Source organism: Hymenobacter edaphi (assembly GCF_003258365.1).
Taxonomy (GTDB): domain Bacteria; phylum Bacteroidota; class Bacteroidia; order Cytophagales; family Hymenobacteraceae; genus Solirubrum; species Solirubrum edaphi.
Genome location: NZ_QHKM01000001.1, coordinates 1,014,320 through 1,029,300 on the forward strand (window position 1 = coordinate 1,014,320; position 14,981 = coordinate 1,029,300).

At 67.2% G+C, this 14,981-nt stretch carries 11 protein-coding genes; 7 read left to right on the forward strand and 4 right to left on the reverse strand.

The window, feature by feature from the left end; genetic code table 11:
* Nucleotides 1-77: 77 nt before the first annotated feature.
* From holA to DLM85_RS04125, 5 genes are all read left to right on the forward strand, one after another.
* Nucleotides 78-1,133, forward strand: coding sequence for a DNA polymerase III subunit delta (gene holA / locus DLM85_RS04100; protein WP_111476775.1), 1,056 nt, complete (start codon nucleotides 78-80; stop codon nucleotides 1,131-1,133).
* Nucleotides 1,134-1,503: 370 nt separating this feature from the next.
* A complete protein-coding gene (locus tag DLM85_RS04110; RefSeq protein ID WP_111476777.1) occupies nucleotides 1,504-2,226 on the forward strand; it encodes a GAF domain-containing protein in 723 nt (240 codons plus the stop codon).
* 80 nt (nucleotides 2,227-2,306) lie between these two features.
* Nucleotides 2,307-3,056, forward strand: a complete 750-nt coding sequence (locus tag DLM85_RS04115) for an ATP-grasp domain-containing protein (protein WP_111476778.1) — start codon at nucleotides 2,307-2,309, stop codon at nucleotides 3,054-3,056.
* A 220-nt stretch (nucleotides 3,057-3,276) separates the two neighbouring features.
* Complete coding sequence (gene parS, locus DLM85_RS04120) at nucleotides 3,277-3,738, forward strand: type II RES/Xre toxin-antitoxin system antitoxin (protein WP_111476779.1); 462 nt, start codon at nucleotides 3,277-3,279, stop codon at nucleotides 3,736-3,738.
* 3 nt (nucleotides 3,739-3,741) lie between these two features.
* Nucleotides 3,742-4,209: an RES family NAD+ phosphorylase gene (locus DLM85_RS04125; RefSeq protein ID WP_111476780.1), complete on the forward strand. Its 468-nt coding sequence runs from the start codon at nucleotides 3,742-3,744 to the stop codon at nucleotides 4,207-4,209.
* A 292-nt stretch (nucleotides 4,210-4,501) separates the two neighbouring features.
* Here the strand turns inward: DLM85_RS04125 and DLM85_RS04130 are convergent, their stop codons facing one another.
* The 4 genes from DLM85_RS04130 to DLM85_RS04145 form a co-directional block, all read right to left on the reverse strand.
* Nucleotides 4,502-6,754 carry a xanthine dehydrogenase family protein molybdopterin-binding subunit gene (locus DLM85_RS04130; protein ID WP_111476781.1) on the reverse strand — a complete coding sequence of 751 codons (2,253 nt, stop codon included), beginning with the start codon at nucleotides 6,752-6,754 and terminating at the stop codon, nucleotides 4,502-4,504.
* 118 nt (nucleotides 6,755-6,872) lie between these two features.
* Nucleotides 6,873-7,928 carry an FAD binding domain-containing protein gene (locus tag DLM85_RS04135; protein WP_111476782.1) on the reverse strand — a complete coding sequence of 352 codons (1,056 nt, stop codon included), beginning with the start codon at nucleotides 7,926-7,928 and terminating at the stop codon, nucleotides 6,873-6,875.
* A 14-nt stretch (nucleotides 7,929-7,942) separates the two neighbouring features.
* Complete coding sequence (locus tag DLM85_RS26280; RefSeq protein ID WP_111476783.1) at nucleotides 7,943-9,001, reverse strand: 2Fe-2S iron-sulfur cluster-binding protein; 1,059 nt, start codon at nucleotides 8,999-9,001, stop codon at nucleotides 7,943-7,945.
* 216 nt (nucleotides 9,002-9,217) lie between these two features.
* Nucleotides 9,218-9,427: a hypothetical protein gene (locus DLM85_RS04145; RefSeq protein WP_111476784.1), complete on the reverse strand. Its 210-nt coding sequence runs from the start codon at nucleotides 9,425-9,427 to the stop codon at nucleotides 9,218-9,220.
* A gap of 533 nt (nucleotides 9,428-9,960) precedes the next feature.
* Between DLM85_RS04145 and DLM85_RS04150 the strand changes: the two genes are divergently transcribed.
* Nucleotides 9,961-11,442 (forward strand): T9SS type A sorting domain-containing protein, encoded by a 1,482-nt coding sequence (locus tag DLM85_RS04150; RefSeq protein WP_165821999.1) that lies wholly within the window; start codon nucleotides 9,961-9,963, stop codon nucleotides 11,440-11,442.
* A gap of 219 nt (nucleotides 11,443-11,661) precedes the next feature.
* Nucleotides 11,662-14,880 carry a tetratricopeptide repeat protein gene (locus DLM85_RS04155; RefSeq protein ID WP_111476786.1) on the forward strand — a complete coding sequence of 1,073 codons (3,219 nt, stop codon included), beginning with the start codon at nucleotides 11,662-11,664 and terminating at the stop codon, nucleotides 14,878-14,880.
* The last annotated feature ends 101 nt before the right edge of the window (nucleotides 14,881-14,981 follow it).

Consider the following 14,981-nt stretch of genomic DNA (forward strand, 5'->3'; position numbering starts at 1 on the left):
GAAATAGTGAGTTGACGCTCAACTTACCTAATGCCAGCGCATCAAACTCACCACCTCTCCACCTCATCACCTCGCCAATGCCCGCCCTTTCCGCCGACCAGATCATGCCGCAGCTCCAGAAGGGGCAGTTTCAGCCGGTGTACTTTCTGCAGGGGGAGGAGCCGTACTACATCGACCTGGTGTCGGACTTCATCGAGAAGAACGCCCTGAGCGAGCAGGACAAGGGTTTCAACCAGGTGGTGCTCTACGGCAAGGATACCGACATTGCGACGGTGCTCGGGCAGGCGCGGCGCTTCCCGATGATGGCCGAGCGCACCGTCGTCATCGTGAAGGAGGCCCAGAACCTGCCGGGGCTGGAAGGGGAGGCCGGGCAGACCATGCTGGAAGCGTACCTGAAAAATCCGCTGCCGAGCACGGTGCTGGTCTTCGCCCACAAGCACAAAACCCTCGACGGCCGCAAGAAGCTCGGCAAGCTCATGGCGGAGCACGCCGTGCTGCTGACCTCCGATAAGCTGCGCGACTACCAGGTGCCCCAATGGCTACAGGCCACCATGCGCCAGCGCCAGCGCCCCATCCACGACGAGGCGGTGCAGCTGCTGAGCGAGTATATCGGGGCCGATTTGGGCCGGCTGCTGGGCGAAATCCAGAAAATCGAGCTGAACCTGCAGCCCGGCCAGCCCATCGACGCGGCCACGGTGCAGCGCATGGTGGGCATCAGCAAGGACTACAACATCTTCGAGCTGCAGAAGGCGCTGATTATGCGCGACATCCTGAAGGCCAACCGCATCATTCAGCACTTCGCCCTGAACCCCAAGGACAACCCGCTCATTCCGAACCTGACCCTGCTCTTCAACTTCTTCCTGCGCCTGCTGCAGCTGCACACGCTGCCCAACCCCTCGCCGGCCGACTGGAAACGCATCGGCGTGGCCAACCCGTACGCCCAGAAGGAGTACCAGCAGGCGCTGAAAGTCTTCCCGTACCCGCGCACCCGCGACATTATCCGCCTGATTCGCCGGGCCGATCTGCAGAGCAAGGGCGTGGAAGCCGGCTCGATGTCGGAGGCCGACATCCTGCAGGAGCTGGTGTTCATGGTGCTGCACCCGCAGGTGCCGGTGGCGGCGGTGCTGGGCTAACGGCCAGCGTGATGACCTACGATCTCGACGCCCTGCAGCGTCACCTGGAGGCGCAGTGGCCGGCCGCCGCCTCAAGTGGGAGCTGGGGCCGACGGAAAAGCTGCACCCCGATTTTTGGGTGGTGGAGTTTGCGCCCGGGAACAAGCATGGATTCTGGATCTATGCCGCGTTGGGGATGTCGCTTGGGCTGGCCGGCGAGGCCATCGAGTTGCATAGGTTCGCCCCTCGGGCGGATATGAACGTGGCGGAGCTGCTGGTAGCCGCCGCTGCGTACCACCGCATTGTTCCTATACTAAAAACAGGCGGTACTTTTGCACGGCCGCCACGCGTGTCCGCTCCGGCTTCATGACGTGCTTACCCACACCCCCGTATGCCCTTACCCGTTGCCCATCCGCTGCCGCTCGACGAAGCGGCCCGCCTGCAGGCGTTGCGCCCCTACCAGCTGCTCAACACCATGCAGGACGAAACCTTCGCCGAGCTGGCCCGCCTCACGGCCCAGCTGTTTCGGGTGCCCATCTGCATCATTGCCCTGGTGGAGGAAGAAGTGGTGCGCTTCGGGCTGAACCACGGCCTGCCGCCCGATATGGACCGCGTGAACCGCTGGGAAACGCTGTGCTCGGTGGCCTTGCTGGGCGAGGGCGTGACGGTGTATGAAAACCTGCACGCCGAGCCCTGCGCGCTGATCAACCCCGGGCTGGTGCAAAACCTGCACCTGGGCTTCTACGCCGGCCACACCCTGCGCACCCCCGACGGGCAGCCCATCGGCGTGCTGTGCGTGATTGACAACCAGCCCCGCCCGTTCAGCCCCGCCGAAGCCGCCCTGCTCGAACGGCTGTCGGGCGTGGTGATGAGCCTGCTGGATTTGCGCGTGGCCCTGGTGCAGCAGCCGCGCTGGAACCAGGAGCTGTGGGCCGCCATCTACGCCCGCATCGAGGACTCCGTGACCCGGCTGGAAACCCTGGCCGCGCTGACGGGCTGGGAAGACCGCGCCGACAGCTCCAACGCCCTGGCCTACCAGGATTCCACCCAACAGGAAATGCTGCGCGTTATCGAGGTGCTGAACCAGCAGATTCAGGCCGCCCAGCCCCGGTAACACTACTTTCGGGCTCCGCCCGCGCTCCGGCTGGTTTCCCGCCGTCGGAGCGCGGGCGGTGTCGTTTCAAGCGAATCATCATGCGCGCTTTTATTCATCAGGACGCCGACGGCCACTGGTCGAACCCCAACAGTTTCGTGGCCCTCGACGGCTTCCGCCACATGGGCTGGGAAATCGTGCCCTTCCGCCAAACCGCGGAGCTGGAAGCCGTAACGCTGCCCGACCGGGAACCCGCCGACGTGGTGGTGGGCCCCATCGGCTCGGTGCAGGCGGCGCTGCGGCAGCTGGGCGTAGCGGTGCCGGCCGAGGCCAGCTACCCCGAGGCGCTGCGGCCCTTCCTGGGCCGCCGCCTCTGGCAGTCCACCCTCGATACCGTGGCCGCCACGCCCGACCTGTGGCCGGTGTTCGTCAAGCCCGTGCACGCGCTCAAGCAGTTTACCGGCGTGCTGGTGCGCAGCCCCCGCGACCTGGTGGGCTGCGGCACCCAGGGGCAGGATACCGCCGTGTGGTGCGCCGAGCCGGTCCGCTTCGTGGCCGAGTGGCGCTGCTTCGTGCGCTACGGCCGCATCCTGGACCTGCGCCGCTACCGCGGCGACTGGGCCGCCGCCCCCAGCCGGCAAGTGGTGGAGCAGGCCGTGGGCGCCTACGCCGACGCGCCCCACGGCTACGCGCTGGATTTTGGCCTGACCGACGCCGGTACCACGCTCATCGTCGAGGCCAACGAGGGCTACGCCATCGGCGCCTACGGGCTGGCCCCGGTGCCCTACGCCAGGCTGCTCGCCGCCCGCTGGGCTCAGCTGACCGGCACCGAGGACTACTGCAATTTTTGAGCAGATGATCCGCCCGTCTGTTATTCTCATCTGGCGTCCGCGCAGCAAAGGGCCTTACCACGTTGAATAGCTTGATTACCAGCTGACGTGGCAAGATCCTGTGCTGCGCCGGATGCCAGATAAGGGTGGTAGTTCTTAAATGAATGGAACCCAAAAGAAAAATTTCCACGTTATAAGGAAAAATTTCCCTAGGTTTCGGCCTCCAAACCAACCCACACCTATGGCCACTGCCAGCCTCAAACCCAAAGACGCGACGGCGCTGCCCGTAGCCCTGCGCAAGAAGTGGGCGGCCTGGGGCCGCACCGGTAAGGACTCCTTCGCCCTGGTGCTGGAGGCCCGCAAGGGCGTGCCCGCCGCCACGGCCTTCGAAGTAGCCCAGGCCTACCAGCTGCAGCCCAACGAGCTGGAGGCCATCTACGAGCTGTCGACCAAGACCTTGCGCAGCTACTCCCAGGAAAACCGGCCCCTGAGCGCCGCCAGCAGCGAGAAGACGCTCAAGATTATTGCCCTCTACAACCTGGGCGTGGAAGTGTTCGGGCAAGCCGATGCCTTTCTGCGCTGGCTCGACAAGCCCGCCCACGGCCTCGACCAGGAAGTGCCCCTACGCCTGCTCGAAACCTCGGGTGGCATCGACCTGGTGGCCGAGGAGCTGCAGCGCATTGCCCACGGCGACCTGTCCTAGCCCGTGCTGCTCTACCGCATCTGCCTGGCCAAGTACGCCGACGGCCTCTTTGCCTCGGGCTACCGGGCGCGCTGGAATTTCAAGGACCAGTTCGTCATCTACTGCGCCAGTAGCCGGGCCCTGGCCTGCCTGGAAAACGTAGTCCACCGCAGCGGGGAGGGCCTCAACGAGCAGTTTCGGGTGCTCGTCATCGAGGTGCCCGACGACCTGCTGGTGCAAGAAGTGCTGCTGACCGACTTGCCGCCCGACTGGGCCAAGGCCAGCCGCTACGCCCTGTGCCAGCCCCTGGGCAGCCAGTGGTACGAAGCCCGCCGCTCGGCCGTGCTGCGCGTGCCCTCGTCCATCGTGCCGCAGGAAAGCAACTACCTGCTGCACAGCCGCCACCCCGACTTTCCGCGCATCCGCATCGTGGCCCGGGAGCCGTTCAGCTTCGACGCCCGCATCAAGGCCTCCGACGCCGGCGCGGCGTAGGCAGCTTGAAGCAGCCCATCGGGCCGCCATTGCGGCCCGAAGCATCTGGCTTCCTGACGCAGAAACGCCCACAACAGACCGTCATTCCGAGCGAAGCATCCCGCGTGTTTGGCCTGGTGGTATTGTCCTGCGGAGCCCGGCGAAGCCTCTCTACCGAACGATTCAACGAAAAGGCAGAGAGGTTTCGCCGGGCTCCGCAGGACGTGCTTTTCCCAATTGGTCAACGTCAGCCTACGAGATGCTTCGTTGCGCTCAGCATGACCTTCTTTTCTGCCGCTGGTTCGCGGTGCGTTTAGCTGCGCAAGAGCTTGTCCGGCGTAAGCGGCAGGGAGCGGAGGCGCTGGCCGGTGGCGTGGTACACGGCGTTGGTAATGGCGGCGGGCGTGCCCACGCAGCCGATTTCGCCGATGCCGCGGGCGCCCAGCTCGCTGATGTGCGGGTCGGGGATGCCGAGCCACTCCACGGTGATGTCGGGCGTGTCGGCCAGGCTGGGCACGTGGTAGTCGGCCAGGTTGCGCACCACGGCGCGGCCGGTGCGCTGGTCGTACTGGGTTTCCTCCATCAGCGTGGCTCCCAGGCCCATCATCACCCCGCCGATAATCTGGGAGTGCGCGGTTTTGGGGTTCATCAGCCGGCCCACGTCGTACACGGCGCAGAGCCGGGCCAGGCGAATGGAGCCGCTGGCCTCGTCGACGCGCACCTTCACGAACACCGCCCCGAAGGAGTAGAACGAGTACTGCTCCCGCTCCTCGCCGGGCTTGACCGAGGCCGTGGCCGCCACCGACGGCAGCTTCGCCCGGCGCAGGATGGCGGCGTAGTCCTCGCCCCGCGTCGCGTCGGCCTTGAGCACCAGCCGCCCGTCGCGGGCCTCGATGGCGTCTTCGGCTTGGCCGTGCAGCGGGGATTGGGGGCTCTGAGTAGCCAGGCGTTTGAGGGCCGTGAGCACGTTGCGGCAGGCTTCCAGCGCCGCCGGGCCGATGGTGGCCGTAGTGGCCGAGCCCCCGCTGGTGGGCGCGGTGGGCAGCGCGGAGTCGCCCAGCTCGAAGCGCACGCGCTCCAAGGGCAGGGCCAGACCGTCGGCGCTGATCTGGCGGAAGATGGTGTAGGCACCGTTGCCCAGCTCGTGGGTGGCGCTCTGCACCAGGGCGCGGCCGTCGGCAAAGAGGGTAGCCCGAGCTTCGGCGGGGCGGCGCGCGGCCGGGTACATGGTGGTGGCCATGCCGTAGCCGACGAGCTGGGTGCCCTCGCGCATGCTGCGCGGTTTGGGGTTGCGCTGGTCCCAGCCGATGAGCTTCTGGCCGCGCTCGTAGCACTCGCGCAGGTGCTTGCTCGACCAGGGCTTGCCGGTTTCGGGGTTCTTCTCGGCGTAGTTGCGCAGGCGCAGCTCCACCGGGTCGAGGCTAAGCTCGGCGGCCAGCTCGTCCATGGCGCATTCGAGGGCCCAGCCGCCCACGGTTTCGCCGGGGCCGCGCATGGGGCAGGGCGAGGGCAGGTGCAGGTGGGCCAGCTGGTGCGAGAAGCCCAGGTGGGGCACCGCGTACAGCATGCGCGAGACGCGGGCGCAGGGCTCGGTGTAGCCGCTGGTGATGGAAGCGTGGGTCTGGGTGTCGTGCTGCAGGGCGAGGAGCTTCCCGTCGCGGGTGGCGCCCAGGCGCAGCGTCTGGTGGGTAGCGGCGCGCTGCCCGGCCACGCTGAACATGTCCTGCCGCCGCCACTCGATCTTGACCGGCCGCCCGACCAGCTGCGCCGCCATGGCCGTGAGCAGGGGCGGGGCAAACAGCCAGCCCTTGGCCCCGAACGCGCCGCCGATAAACGGGCAGACCACCTGCACGCTCTCCTTGGGCAGCCCCAGCGACGTCGACACGACTTCCTGCAGATTCTCCACCCCGCGGCTGGTGTCGTACAGGGTCAGAAACGGGCCGCCGGGGCGCTGCTCCCAGCGGGCAATGGTGGCCAGCGGCTCGATGGGGTTGTGGTGGGTAATGGCCGACTGGTAGACGCGCTCCAGGCGCACCGGGGCCGCAGCCAGGGCCGCTTGCGGGTCGCCCACGGTTACCTGCAGCTTTTCGTCCTTGGCGCCCACGAAGGTTTCGGGCAGGGTGCGGTGGCTGGCCGCTTGCATGGTCAGCTCCGGGGCTTGCTCCTCGTAGCGCACGCGCACCAGCGAGGCGGCGTGGCGGGCCCGCTCCAGGGTATCGGCCACCACCACGGCCACGGGCTGCCCGGCGTAATGCACGGCGGCGTCCTGCAGGGGCTGGCGGGTTTCGGTCATGCCGCCCTCGCCCCGAAACAGCGTGCCGCCTACCTTCTCGGGCAGGGGCTGCAGGCGCGGGGCGTTTTCGGGGGTGAGCACGGCCAGCACGCCGGGCGCCGCCCGGGCCGCCGCGGTATCGATGGCACGGACCGTGCCGCGGGCCACCGTGCTGCCGACGATGGCACCGTAGGCCAGATTGGGCACGTCCCACTCGGCGCTGAAGCGCGCCGCGCCGGTGACTTTCAGCCGACCATCCACGCGGTCGAGCGGTTTTCCGGTGTGTTCTAGCATTGGAAGGGAAGTCGGGGTAAAAGCTTGTCCTGGCGGGAAAAAGCCCGGAATACAATCGTCCGTCCTGCTCGATCTGGCGTCCACTGCGCTCAGCAGGACGGGCCGCTGTGCTATTCGATCATTGCGCGGCTACCTCGCCGCTGACCCCGCCCACGCTGGCGGCGAAGGCCGTGCCGGCCGGGCCCTGCAGGGGCTGCAGGCCGCTGGTTTCCAGCAAGGCGCGCACCAGCAGGTTGCGGCCCATAGGGATTTTGTAGGCGTTGTGCTCCAGGGGCCGGGCCTCGGCAAAAGCCTGCGCGGCGGCGGCGCGGAACAGCTTTTCGCTGGGCTTTTGGCCAGCTAGCATAGTCTCCACCGCGGCCGGCAGGCGCCAGGGCTTGTGGGCCACGCCGCCCAGCGCCACCCGGGCCCGCCGGATTTTCTTGCCCTCCATTTCCAGCGCCACCGCGCACGACACCAGCGCAAAGGCGTAGGAGGCCCGCTCGCGCACTTTCAGGTAGTGCGAGCGGCCATTGAAGGCGGGTAGGTCGAGGCTGGTAATCAACTCGCCGTGGGCCAGGGTGGTGTCCTGCTGCGGGGTGTCGCCGGGCAGGCGGTGCAGCTCGGTGAAAGGGATGACGCGCGGGCCGCCGGGGCCGAGGGTCTGCACCTGGGCGTCGAGGGCGGCCAGGGCCACGGCCAGGTCGCTGGGGTGGGTGGCGACGCACTTATCCGAAGCCCCGAAGAGGGCGTGCACGCGGTTGTAGCCGCCCAGGGCCGCGCAGCCCGAGCCGGGCTCCCGCTTGTTGCAGGGCTGGGCCGGGTCGCGGAAGTAGGGGCAGCGGGTGCGCTGCAGGGGGTTGCCGCCGAGGCTGGCCATGTTGCGAATCTGGGTGGAAGCTCCGGCCAGCAGGGCCTCGCTCACGGCCGGGTAGCGCTGCCGCACCAGCGGGTGCAGGGCCGCGGCCGTGTTCGATACGCCCGCGCCCAGGCGCAGGCCGCCGCCCTCGAGCGGGGTGATGCTGGTCAGGCCGAGCGGCGTCACGTCGACCAGCAGCTCGGGGTGGAGCACGCCTTCCTTCATCAGGTCGAGCTGGGAAGTGCCGCCGGCCACGAAGGCGGCCGTGGGCTGGGCGGCCACGGCGGCGCTGGCCTGGGCGGGGGAGCTGGCGCGTTGGTACTGAAACGGGTGCATGGCGGGGGCGGCGCTTAGGCGCCTTGGACTTCCTGGATGGCGGCAATGATGTTGGCGTAGGCGGCGCAGCGGCACAGGTTGCCGCTCATGGCCTCTCGTATTTCGGCGGCCGAGCGTTTTTGCTGGTCCTGCACCAGCGCCGAGGCGGTCATGATCTGGCCCGGCGTGCAGTAGCCGCACTGAAACGCGTCGTGCTTCACGAAGGCGGCCTGCACCGGGTGCAGCTCCTCGCCCCGGGCCAGGCCCTCGATGGTGGTGATGGTGCGACCCTCGTTCATCACGGCCAGCGTGAGGCAGGCGAGGGCGCTGTGCCCGTCGAGGTGCACGGTGCAGGCCCCGCACTGGCCGTGGTCACAGCCCTTCTTGGTGCCGGTGAGGTGCAGCTGTTCGCGCAGCGCGTCGAGCAGCATCACGCGGGGCTCCACCTGCAGGCGGTGGCTCTGCCCGTTGATGCGCAGGGTCAGGGGCACGGTGCCATCGGCGGCGGGCCGCGGGGCGACGTTGGGTGCCAGCTCTGGCGGAGCGGCTTCGGCCGCGGTGCCGGCCCCGAGCAGCAGGAGCAGGGCCGAAGCGGCCAGCGTGGCCGTCAGAAACGTGCGGCGCGAGAGGCCGCTGCCCGGCGCGGGGGCCTCGGCGGGCGCCGAAACGGCCGGGCGCGGCGCGGCGCCCGGGGCGGGGCGCAGGGCTTCCAGCGCGGCCAGCACCTGCCCGGCCTGAATGGGCTGCCCGGGTGCCACCGTCACCTGCCAGCGCAGGCGGCCCTGCTCGTCGAGCAGCACCAGGGCCCGCTGCCCGGTCAGGCCGAACCGGGCGGCTACCGCGCCGTGGGCGTCGAGGGCATGCCAGGTCTCGGCCGGTGGGGGCACGTCGACAAAGGCCGCCCCGCCGTCGAACTCCTGCACCAGGCGGGCAAACAGGGCGCTCTGGTAGGCCGCGGCGGGGTCCCAGGCATGGGCGGCGAAGGCGAGGATGAGGGGCTGGCCGCGGCGGTCGGCGAGGCGCGAGCCGTCGGGCAACGCGCAATCCGGGACGAGTGCGCCGAGGGCAGTAAGGGGCCGGGGGGGTGTGGGCATGGCAGGCGGCATAAGGCAGAACGTTGTCATACGGCAAACCCGACAGCCAGGCCGCTCCGCCGGGGTAACCTAGGGGAAAGGCGCAGAGGCCAAGCCGCCCCGCCGCCGGAACCAGCGCCGCCCGCCTGCCACGAAAAAGCCCTTCCGGCCGGGCGGCCGGAAGGGCTAGGAAGTAGTGGCTGCAAACGGTCAGTAAGCGGCTGTCGGCAGGTTGGCTTATGCAGTAAGGGTGGCGCGGCGGGCGGCGATGCCGGCGCGCGCGGCCGTCAGGATATCGACCTGGCCTTGCACCTGCACGGCGTCGAGGCGGGCCTGAAACCGGGCGTTGCCGGTGCTGGCGCGGTTGTCGCGCACGATTTTCTTGCGCTCGGCCTGCAGCAGCTCCTGGGCGCTGAGGCCGGCTGGGCTGTGTGGACAGCAAGCCAAAAGAACGTCATGCTTCTACAAGCGGACGCCAGATCAAGCATGCCGGCCAAAAAGCACCAGAATTCATTTTTTTGGTTGCTGTCCACACACCCTAGGGCCGCCTCGCTCTGGGCCCGTAGGATTTTCGGCGTCTTTGCGGGCCAGGGCCGCCGCGCCGGCTGCCGAATAGTTTACAGGATGCTGTTCGGCTCAAAAGCAAGCAGCCGCCCCGCGTGACCACGGCGGCTTCAGGAGCGGTGGTAGCGGCCGTGTGGTGGTGGAAGGCATTGTCCAGGAATAGAGAAGCCGGGCCCTGAAACGAAGTCATGCCTTGTTGGCCACCCGGGTGCCGAGTAAGAGCCCCACTGTATATTGCTCCCTGAAATTTACGCTTCGTCACCCCTATGCTCCATCGATTTACCCGCTCCTGGGCTTACGTTAGCCTGTTGGTTGTTGCGACTTGCCTGCACCCAGCCGCACCCGCACAAGGCCAGGCACCAGTCAAGCAATGGGACAAAGTCATTGGGGGCAGTAGCCAAGACCAGCTATGGGCCGTGCAGCCCACCCGCGACGGGGGCTACATCCTCGGCGGCATGTCCTATTCGCCCATCAGCGGAGATAAAACCCAAGGCAGCCAGGGCGACTCCGATTACTGGGTGGTAAAATACAGTGCCAGTGGCACCAAGCAATGGGACCGGACCTTCGGTGGCAGCGCGGGGGACGACCTGAGAGCCCTGCAGCAAACCCCTGATGGCGGCTACCTGCTCGGCGGTAACTCTCTCTCGCCGATCAGCGGCGACAAAACCCAGGGCAGCCAGGGCAACGCTGATTTTTGGGTCGTGAAGATCGACGCCAGCGGCGCCAAGCAATGGGACAAACGCTTTGGGGGCCTTGGGAATGAACAGTTGTATGCTGTGCAGAACACCAGTGACGGCGGCTACATGCTGGGCGGCTATTCCAGCTCGAATGCCAACGGTGACCGGACGCAGCCCACCCAGGGAGCCGCTGATTACTGGGTCGTGAAGCTTGATGCCACTGGCGCCAAGCAGTGGGACAAACGGTTTGGCGGCAGCGACAACGACGTCCTGACCACGCTCAAGCCGGCCGCTGGCGGGGGCTATGTGCTCGGTGGGTATTCGTATTCGCCCATCAGCGGCGACCAGACCCAGCCACGCCGCGGCGGCTCGGACTACTGGTTGATCAAGATTGACGCCGGTGGGAACAAGCAATGGGACAAACGCTTTGGGGGCGCTCAATACAATGATATGTGGGCGCTGCAGCTCACCAGCGACGGCGGCTACCTGCTGGCGGGGAACTCCGATTCCCCCGTCGGTGGCGACAAGACGCAGGCCGGGCAGGGCTACGAGGATTACTGGGTCGTAAAACTCGACGCCAGCGGCACCAAGCAGTGGGACAAAACCTACGGCGGCCGCGACAAAGACATGCTGACGGCCGTCCAGCAAACTCCTGATGGCGGCTACCTCCTCGGGGGCACATCCAGGTCGTGGGTGAGCGGAACAAAAACGCAGGCCAACCAAGGCGCAGAAGACTACTGGGTGGTGAAGATTGACGCCAACGGCGGCCAGCAGTGGGACCTGACGCTGGGCGGCAACAACGCGGATAACCTTACCGATCTGCAGCAAACCAGCGACGGCGGCTACCTGCTCGGCGGCTACTCCCACTCGGGGGTTAATGCCGACAAAACCCAGCCCAGCCTGGGCGGGCAGGACTTTTGGCTGGTCAAGCTAAGCGGCAGCGCCACCACTGCCACCACTGCGCCCCTGGCTCCGCGGCACTTGCAGCTTCATCCTAACCCGGCGCAGGAGCGCATCACCCTGCGCCTCGCTGACGCGCCACGGGGCCGGCTGCGGCTGCGCCTGCACGACGCGACGGGCCGCGTCGTGCTGACCCGTTCCTTCGTGCACGGCGGTGCGCAGGAATCGGTAGAGCTGGGCCCGCAACCCGCCGGGCTGTACCTGGTGCGGGTAGAGGGGCCAACTGGGTACCTGGCCACGCAACGACTGGTCGTGGAATAGCGTGGTGGTAGTCTTCGGCCAGCACCCGCAGAAAGCCTGATGATGTCGGGCTTTTTTAGTGAGGGCCATATCGACTGCGCGACCCGCGCAGCAAGCCCGTATACCCCATTTCCCCCAATCCGCGTTGAAAGCAGGCAAAAGCCGCAACCCGCGGGCATTTTTCCCTACTTTTGACCAGATAGGCCCCGCCCGGGGCTGCCTTCCCGCAACGCACCGCCAATGAAGTTACTGCCCCGCCTGGCGCTGGCGGCCTCGCTCAGCGCCGCGACGCCCCTGGCCCTGCAAGCCCAGCACACCCAGAAATTCACCAACGAGGAACGCTACTACTTCGAAGGCCTCGACCTGTTCGACCGCGGCCAGTACGGCGCCGCCCAGCAGTCCTTCCAGCAGTACCTCGACGCGACCATCCGCCGCACCGGCGAGCTGCGCGACCGAACCGCCGACGCGGAATACTACGTGGCCGTCAGCGGCCTCTACCTGTTTCACCCCGACGCGGAAGGGCGCATCCTCGCCTTCGCCGAAAACAACCCGGCCCACCCCAAAGCGGCCGCGGCCTACTTCGAGCTCGGCAAGTTTTACTTCGACAAGAAGGACTACAAGTCGGCGGTGAGCTACCTGAGCCGGGTGGCGCCCGATAACCTGACGGCCGCGCAGCGCGGCGAGGCCGAGTTCAAGCAGGGCTACGCGCACTTCCAGCTCAAGGAATACGACAAGGCCCGCCTGCTCTTCGACCGCAACAAGCAGGGCAACCACGAATTCCGCTACGCCAGCAGCTACTACGCGGGCTACCTGGCCTACCGCGCCGGCGACTTCAAGGCCGCCCGCACCGACCTGGCCACCGCCGAGCAGAACGACGCCTACCGCCCCGTGGTGCCGGCTATCATGAGCCAGATCTACTACAAGGAGGGCAACTACGACGGGCTGATCAGCTACGGCACCAAGGCCCTGGCCCAGACCCCGCCGCCGCAGTCGGCCGACGAGATTCAGCTGCTGGTGGGCGACGCCTTTTACCAGAAGCAGGACTGGGCCAAAGCCGCCGAGTACTTCGACAAATACGCCGCCGGCCGCAAGAAAATCGAGCCGATGGTGCAGTACAAAATCGGCTACGCCAACTTCAAGCAGGGCGACTTCAAGGGCGCCGCGGCTTCCCTGAAGGGCATTGCCGCCGGGCGCGACTCCCTGGGCCAGAACGCGGCCTACCACCTGGGCCTGAGCTACCTGCAGACGGGCTCCAAGCAGCTTGCGCTAAACTCGTTCGACGCGGCCCGCAAGGCCACCTTCGACAAGCAGGTGGCCGAAAACGCGGCGCTCAAGTACGCGCAGGTCAGCTACGAGCTGGGCAACACCCCCGACGCCATTACGGCCCTGGAGGAGTTCGGCAAGAAGTACCCGCGCTCCAAAAACCGCGCAACCGCCAACGAGCTGCTGGCCGACGCCTACCTCACGACCACTGACTACGCCCGCGCCCTGGCGTACCTGGACAACGTGGACGAGCGCACCAGCAAGCTCAACGCCTCCTACCAGCGCATTGCCTACTACCAGGCCGCCACGCTCTACAACAACGGGCAGTACCAGCAGGCCCTGCCGGTGCTCGAGAAAAGCCTGAAGTACTCCCAGGACGACGCCATCCGGGCCGGGGCCGAGGTGCTGCGCGGCGACGTGTACAGCATCGGCCAGGAGTTTCCCAAGGCCATCAGCTCCTACACCGCCGCCCTGCGCACCGCCCGCGACGGGGCCGCCGCCGACACCGACTACGACCAGAAGGCCCGCTACGGCCTCGGCTACGCCTACTACAACACCAAGAAGTACGACCAGGCCCGGCCCTTCTTCCAGCAGTACCTCGGCGACCCGGTGGCCAAGCCCGCCTCGGACCCGAACTACTACGATGTGACCCTGCGCCTGGCCGACACCTACTACATCAGCAAAAACTACGCGCAGGCGCTGGAGCTGTACAACAAGGTCATTCAGGCCAACGCGGCCGACAAGGACTTTGCCTACTACCAGAAAAGCCTCACGCTGGGCCTCATGGGCCGCCGCGACGAGGCCGCCCAGACCCTGCAGACGCTGCTGCGGGTGTCGCCCAACTCGCGCTACGCCGAGGACGCGGTGTACCAGCAGGCCAACCTGGACTACGAAAGCGGCAACTTCCAGCCGGCCATCGAGGGCTTCTCGAAGCTCATCGACAACCGGCCCAACTCCACGCTGATTCCCTCGGCGCTGGTCAAGCGCGGCACCTCGTACCAGAACCTGCAGCAGTACGACAAAGCCGCCGCCGACTTCAAGCAGGTGCTCCAGCAGTTTCCGCGCACCAAGGCCGCCACCAACGCCATTGCCAGCCTGCAGGAAAGCCTCTCGGCCGGCGGCAAGGCGGAGGAGTTCGACCAGTACCTGGCCCAGTACAAAGCCACCAACCCCAACGACAAGTCGGTGGAGAGCGTGGAGTTTGAGGCGGCCAAGTCCCTATACACCGCCGAGAAGTACGCCCAGGCCATTCCGCGCCTGGAAGCCTACCTGAAGGAGCACACCAGCAGCACCCTGGCCGCCGACGCGCGCTTCTTCCTGGCCGATGCCTACCTCAAAACCGGCCGCAAGCAGGACGCGCTGCCCAGGCTGCGCGCCGTGGTTGATGAAAACAAGAGCGAGTACGTGAACCGCGCCGTGGCCCGCGTGGCCGACCTGGAGTTCGAAAACAAGAACTACGCGGAGGCCGCCAAGTACTACGACCGGCTGCGCCAGACCACCCGCGTAGCCCGCGAGCGGGCCACGGCCGGCCTGGGCCTGGTGCGCAGCTACTACGAAGCCGCCAACTACCCGGAAGCCAAGCGCGTGGCCGCGGAAATCGTGACCGAGGGCAGCGCCGCGCCCACCATCATCAGCGCCGCCAAGCTCTACGTGGGCAAGGCCGACTACAAAGCCGGCAACCTCGACGCGGCCGTGGCCGGCCTGACCGAGTCGGCCCGCACGGTGGACGTGAACGGGGCCGAGGCCCAGTACCTGCTGGCCGACGTGCTCTACCAGCAGAAAAAGTACGAGCCGGCCCTCGACGCGGCCTTCAAGCTGAACTCCGACTTCAACCAGTTTGACCTCTGGCTGGGCCGCGCCTTCCTGCTCATCGCCGACATCTACCGCGACCAGGGCGAGGCCTTCCAGGCCAAGGCCACGCTAAACTCCATCATCGACAACAAATTCCCGGTGCCCGAAATCATCGAGGAAGCCAAGCGCAAGCTCGCCGCCCTCGACGCCGCCACCCCGGCCCCGACCAGCACCACTGGCAAGGGCAAAACCACGAGCACCCCGGCCAAGCCCGGCACCACCAAGGCCCCGGTGAAAACGCCCGCGGGCAAGACCGGCGCCCGCCAGTCGCTGGTGCCGCCGGCCGACACCACCAAGACGGATACCGCCGCGCCCGAGCCGGATGCGCCGGCCGACGAGGAATAGGAGCGAGGTGCTTTTGGAATTTATAGTCAACTGAAAAAGAATGCGCTGCGACCCAGGGGCTCCAGCAACGCCCGAAGGCCGTAGCGCATCCATCATACCCC

What these genes read in the sequence shown, in the direction of transcription:
- holA (WP_111476775.1), top strand. Translation starts at nt 78, where the DNA reads ATGCCCGCCCTTTCCGCCGACCAGATCATGCCGCAGCTCCAGAAGGGG.
- DLM85_RS04110 (WP_111476777.1), top strand. Translation starts at nt 1,504, where the DNA reads ATGCCCTTACCCGTTGCCCATCCGCTGCCGCTCGACGAAGCGGCCCGC.
- DLM85_RS04115 (WP_111476778.1), top strand. Translation starts at nt 2,307, where the DNA reads ATGCGCGCTTTTATTCATCAGGACGCCGACGGCCACTGGTCGAACCCC.
- parS (WP_111476779.1), top strand. Translation starts at nt 3,277, where the DNA reads ATGGCCACTGCCAGCCTCAAACCCAAAGACGCGACGGCGCTGCCCGTA.
- DLM85_RS04130 (WP_111476781.1), bottom strand. Translation starts at nt 6,754, where the DNA reads ATGCTAGAACACACCGGAAAACCGCTCGACCGCGTGGATGGTCGGCTG.
- DLM85_RS04135 (WP_111476782.1), bottom strand. Translation starts at nt 7,928, where the DNA reads ATGCACCCGTTTCAGTACCAACGCGCCAGCTCCCCCGCCCAGGCCAGC.
- DLM85_RS26280 (WP_111476783.1), bottom strand. Translation starts at nt 9,001, where the DNA reads ATGCCCACACCCCCCCGGCCCCTTACTGCCCTCGGCGCACTCGTCCCG.
- DLM85_RS04155 (WP_111476786.1), top strand. Translation starts at nt 11,662, where the DNA reads ATGAAGTTACTGCCCCGCCTGGCGCTGGCGGCCTCGCTCAGCGCCGCG.